The sequence below is a fragment of the Nocardioides sp. genome (assembly GCF_034670285.1).
Classification (GTDB): Bacteria; Actinomycetota; Actinomycetes; order Propionibacteriales; family Nocardioidaceae; genus Nocardioides.
In genome coordinates this window covers 1-5,208 of sequence record NZ_JAXMNS010000277.1, presented here as the reverse complement: position 1 = coordinate 5,208, position 5,208 = coordinate 1, and the positions used below count along the sequence as shown (strand labels likewise).

General features: G+C 70.9%; 4 protein-coding genes. All 4 read left to right on the top strand.

Going from position 1 to position 5,208, the window contains the following annotated elements; translation table 11 throughout:
* The first annotated feature begins 276 nt into the window (after positions 1-276).
* Positions 277-1,185, top strand: a complete 909-nt coding sequence (locus tag VOI19_RS13715; protein WP_323793523.1) for a dimethylarginine dimethylaminohydrolase family protein — start codon at positions 277-279, stop codon at positions 1,183-1,185.
* Positions 1,095-1,757 carry a VanZ family protein gene (locus VOI19_RS13710; protein ID WP_323793522.1) on the top strand — a complete coding sequence of 221 codons (663 nt, stop codon included), beginning with the start codon at positions 1,095-1,097 and terminating at the stop codon, positions 1,755-1,757. The genes VOI19_RS13715 and VOI19_RS13710 overlap by 91 nt, the downstream gene beginning before the upstream one ends.
* Positions 1,758-1,776: 19 nt before the next feature.
* A complete protein-coding gene (gene hisC, locus VOI19_RS13705) occupies positions 1,777-2,847 on the top strand; it encodes a histidinol-phosphate transaminase (protein WP_323793521.1) in 1,071 nt (356 codons plus the stop codon).
* Between the two features lie 127 nt (positions 2,848-2,974).
* Positions 2,975-5,208, top strand: a 2,234-nt coding sequence (locus VOI19_RS13700) for a cytochrome P450 (RefSeq protein WP_323793520.1), incomplete at its 3' end; no start/stop codon positions are given.

The following is a 5,208-nucleotide window of genomic DNA, read 5'->3' as shown; positions in this document are numbered from 1 at the left end:
GACGCCCAGCGACTCGGCGAGCGCGAGCTCGCGCAGCGGCGTGCCGCTCTCGATCTCGCCGTCGAAGATCGCCCTCCGCAGCTCGATGGCGGCGCGCTCGACGGTGGAGGAGTGCTCCACGTGCAGCGTCGCGAACGAGGCGGGGGCGGCGGGCATGGCCTCATCATGCCGTGTCGGGTTGCCGTCCGGGGGCAGGTCGGACACGATGGACCTGTCAGATTGTCTGACAAGATGCTTCCCGCAGGGGTGCGCAGTGCGACAGCGAGGAGAAGTCACGTGAACGAGGCAGCACCCCTGGCCTGGGGCCGGCACTACCTGGCGGTCGAGCCGACCGCGTTCCGGATCGACTACGTCATCAACCCCTTCATGGACCCGATGGTCCAGCCCGACGCCGCGCGAGCGCTGCGTCAGTGGCACACGATGGTCGACACCCTGCGTGGGCTCGGCGCCCGCGTCGACGTGATCGAGCAGCGCGACGACGCCCCCGACATGGTCTACGCGATGAACCTCGGCCTCGGGGTCGTGCGCCCGGACGGCACGCGCCACGCCGTCATGTCGCACATGCGCTACGCCCAGCGACGCATGGAGACCGCCACCGCCCAGCCGTGGCTGGTCCGACACGGCTGGACGACGTCGTACGTCGGGCGCGACAGCATCGGCGCCCACTTCGAGGCCGGCGACGCCTTCGCCTTCGGCGACTCCCTCGTGGTCGGCTACGGCCCGCGCACCGAGGAGCTCGCGCTCAAGCACCTCGCCCTCGACCTCGGCGTGCGGGTGCGCGGGCTGCGGATCACCCACCCGTCGATGTACCACCTCGACCTGGCCTTCTGCCCGCTCGACGAGCGTCGGGCGCTGGTGTGCCCCGAGGCACTGGACGGTCCGTCGGGCGAGGCGCTGCTCGCGCTGGTGCCCGAGCCACTGGTGCTCACCGCCGAGGAGGCGATCGGCACGCTGTGCGCCAACTCCGTCGTCGTCGGCTCCACGATCGTGATGCCCGCCTGCCCCGACCGGGTGCGCACCCAGCTCGAGGCGTGGGGGTTCGACATCGTGCTCGTCGACGTCTCGGAGTTCCACAAGGCCGGCGGATCGATCCGGTGCCTCACCAACCCGGTCGTCGCCGGCAGCACGACGTCCCCGCCCGGCACGGCGGGCAGGTCGCGGCCGAGGGTGAGGACGACCGGGTAGGTAACCTCGGGCCGGTGTTCCCGGTCGGTGGTGTCGAGGTCATGCTCCTGGGCGCGGTGGCGTCCGGAGTGCTCTGCGCCGCGCTCGCCTGGGCCCTGAGGGGTCGCCTCGGGGTGGTCACCGCGGTCGCGATCGCGGGCCTGCTGTGGTCGCTGGTCGTCGTCGGTCTGCTCACCCTGCTGCCGGCCAACGGTGCGCCCGGCTGGGTGTTGGCCGAGGACCGCCTCGACACCTGCTCCTGGGACATCGGGGGCCCGGCCCCCGACGGGTTCTGGATCTTCTCCGGCGGCCAGCGGCTGCTCAACGCCGCGATCTTCGCGCCGTCCGGCGCGCTCCTCGTGGTCGCCGCGGCCCGCTGGCGCTCGGCGTGGGTCACGGTGCCGGCCGGGCTGGTGCTGCTGGCGGCGTACTCGGTCGCGATCGAGACCACCCAGCTCACCCTCGCCCGGCTCGACCGCGCCTGCGACGTCACCGACATCATCGACAACTCCGCCGGGGCAGCGATCGGGGTGGGCGTCGGGATCGTCGCGGCGATGGTGCTGCGGCCGTGGCGAGGACGCCCGACCTCCTAGACCGGCCTAGGGTTCTCCCATGGCCACACCTCAGCCGCGCTCCAACGTCGCCCAGATCCCCGCCTACGTGCCCGGCAAGCCGCCGACGGTGCAGGAGGGACTGACGTCCTACAAGCTCTCGAGCAACGAGAACCCCTACCCGCCGCTGCCCGGCGTCGTCGAGGCGGCGACCGGCGCGGTCGCGACGATGAACCGCTACCCCGACATGGGCAGCAGTGCCTTGTACGCCGCCCTGGCGGCGCGCCTCGAGGTGCCGGAGTCCGACCTCGCGCTCGGCACCGGCAGCGTCGCGCTGATCTACCAGGTCCTCGGCTCGTTCTGCGACGCCGGCGACGAGGTCGTCTACGCCTGGCGCTCCTTCGAGGCCTACCCGATCGCCGTGGCCGCCGCGGGTGCGACGTCGGTGCAGGTGCCCGTGACCGCTGAGGGTCGTCACGACCTCGACGCGATGCTGGCCGCGATCACCGACCGCACCAAGGTCGTCTTCGTGTGCACGCCCAACAACCCGACCGGACCGTCGGTGACGCAGTCCGAGCTCGACGCGTTCATCGCTGCCGTGCCGTCGCACGTCGTGGTGGTCGTCGACGAGGCCTACGTCGAGTTCGTGCGGATGGACGACGCCGTCGACGGGGTCGCCACCTACCGCGGCCACGAGAACGTCGTGCTGTTCCGCACCTTCTCCAAGGCCTACGGCCTCGCCGGCTTCCGGGTCGGGTACGCCGTCGCGCACGCGCCGATCGCGAGCGCGCTGCGGGCGGTCTCGCTGCCCTTCGGCGTCAACGCCGTCGCCCAGGCCGCAGCCATCGCCTCGCTCGAGGCCGAGGACGACCTGCTCGAGCGGGTCGAGGCGCTGGCCGAGGAGCGCACCCGGGTGCAGGCGGCGCTGGCCGAGCAGGGCTGGCAGCTGCCGGCCTCGCAGGGCAACTTCGTGTGGTTCGCCCTCGGCGACCGGTCGATGGAGCTCGCCGCGGCCGCCGACGCGGTCGGCATCACGGTGCGCCCGTTCGCCGGCGAGGGCGTGCGCGTGACCATCGGCGAGCCCGAGGGCAACGACCGGCTGATCGACGTGGCCGCGCACTTTCGGCCCTGATCCGCGTAAGCGCGACACCTGAGCGCTGAGTGTCGCGCTGAATTACAAGAGTCGGATCGCTTGTCACGTTGAGCGACGTGTGTTGTCATGATGTCTCGACCATCATCGACCACAGGCGGTTGCCGGCATGCGCGTTCTCGACCAGGTCCTCCACAAGGCCCGGACGGCTGTCCCGATGCAACGCCAGATCCAGGCGCTGGGGTTGTTCCAGAAGGCCAAGCGCAGCGTGCGCGGCGACGAGCAACCTCAGTTCACCGAGGAGCCGGTCGTCGACGTCGATCAGCTCGAGCTGACCGACATCGACGTCAGCAACCCGTTCCTCTACCGCCAGGGTCAGTGGCAGCCGTACTTCAAGCGGCTGCGCGACGAGGCTCCGGTGCATTTCCAGGCCCACAGCCCGTTCGGGCCCTTCTGGTCGGTGACCCGCTACGACGACATCGTCACGGTGGACAAGGACTTCGAGACCTTCTCGGCGGAGCCGGAGATCATCATCGGCCGGCCGCCCGAAGGCCTGGAGATCGAGATGTTCATCGCCATGGACCCGCCGCGGCACGACCGGCAGCGCGAGGCGGTCCAAGGGGTGGTGGCTCCGCAGAACCTCGAGGAGATGGAGGGTCTGATCCGCTCGCGCGTCGCTGAGGTGCTCGACGACCTGCCGTTGCACGAGCCGTTCGACTGGGTGGACCGCGTCAGCATCGAGCTGACCTCGCGAATGCTGGCCACCCTGCTCGACTTCCCCTACGAGCAGCGCCGCAAGCTCGTCGAGTGGACCGAGCTCGCGGCCGGGAGCGCCTCGGCCGCCGGCGGCACCAGCGACACCGACGCGATCTACCAGGGCGTGGCCGACATGGCCCGCAGCTTCAGCGAGCTGTGGCACGACAAGGCCGCCCGTCTGGCTGCCGGGGAGGAGCCCGGCTACGACCTGATCACCCTGATGCAGCTCTCCGAGGACACGAAGGACCTCATCCACCGGCCCATGGAGTTCCTCGGCAACCTCACGCTGCTGGTCGTCGGGGGCAACGACACCACCCGCAACTCCATGTCGGGAGGGGTCTACGCGCTCAACCGGTTCCCCGACCAGTTCGACCGGCTCAGGGCCGATCCCGGGCTCGTGCCCAAGCTGGTCCACGAGATCATCCGCTGGCAGACCCCGTTGGCCTACATGCGGCGCATCGCCACCCGCGACACCGTGCTGAACGGGCAGTTCATCCGCAAGGGCGACAAGCTCGTCATGTGGTACTCCTCGGCCAACCGGGACGACCGCGTCTTCGAGGACCCCGATGACTTCGTGATCGACCGGCACAATGCTCGGCGCCATCTCTCCTTCGGCATCGGGACCCACCGCTGCATGGGCAGCCGACTGGCCGAGATGCAGCTGCGGATCCTGTGGGAGGAGCTGCTCGCCCGTTTCTCCGACATCGAGGTCGTCGAGGAGCCGACGTACCTCCAGTCCAACTTCGTGCGCGGCTACACCTCGATGATGGTCAGCCTCACCCCCGTCGTCGAGGAGCCCGGGGTGGCCGCGACCGCGACGCGTCACGCGGCCCGTGGACGTCGCGGGGTCGGCGAGGAGGTCGACGTCGAGGTGACGGTCTCTGCACGACGCGAGGTCGCCGAAGGCGTCGTCGAGCTCACCCTCACCGCGCCCGACGGGACGGCGCTGCCGTCCTGGACTGCCGGCTCCCACATCGACCTGGTCCTCGAGCCCGACCTGACCCGGCAGTACTCCCTGTGCGGCAGCCGGACCGAGCCGGGCACGTGGAAGGTCGGGGTGCTCCACGAGCCCGACGGTCGTGGCGGCTCGTCGTACGTCCACACGCGCCTGGAGGAGGGAGCGACCGTGCGGGTGCGCGGCCCGCGCAACCGCTTCGTGCTCCAGGTGTCGCCGCGCTACGAGTTCATCGCCGGCGGCATCGGGATCACCCCGATCCTGGCGATGGTCGAGGAGGCCGAGGCGCGCGGCGCCGAGTGGAGCCTCCTGTACGGCGGCCGCTCGCGGGCGTCGATGGCGTTCCTCGACCGCCTCGAGGGCGACGAGCGGGTCACGATCTGGCCCCAGGACGAGCGGGGCCTGCTCGACCTCGACGCGAGGATCGCCACGCCGCGACCGGACACGTTGGTCTACTGCTGCGGCCCGGGCGCGCTCCTGGAGGCGGTCGAGGAGCGATGCGCCGGCTGGCCCGAGGGCAGCCTGCACGTCGAGCGGTTCGGGGCGAAGGAGGTCGAGGCGCCCGTGGGGGCGCTGGAGTCCTTCGAGGTGGAGTGCGCCCGTTCGGGGGTCACGGTGACGGTGCCGCAGGGGATGTCGGTCTTCGACGCCGTCGAGAAGGCCGGGGTGGACGTCATCGGATCCTGCTTCGA

Bases quoted from the DNA above. Each gene is read 5' to 3' on its own strand.
- hisC (WP_323793521.1), top strand. From the start codon at position 1,777: ATGGCCACACCTCAGCCGCGCTCCAACGTCGCCCAGATCCCCGCCTAC.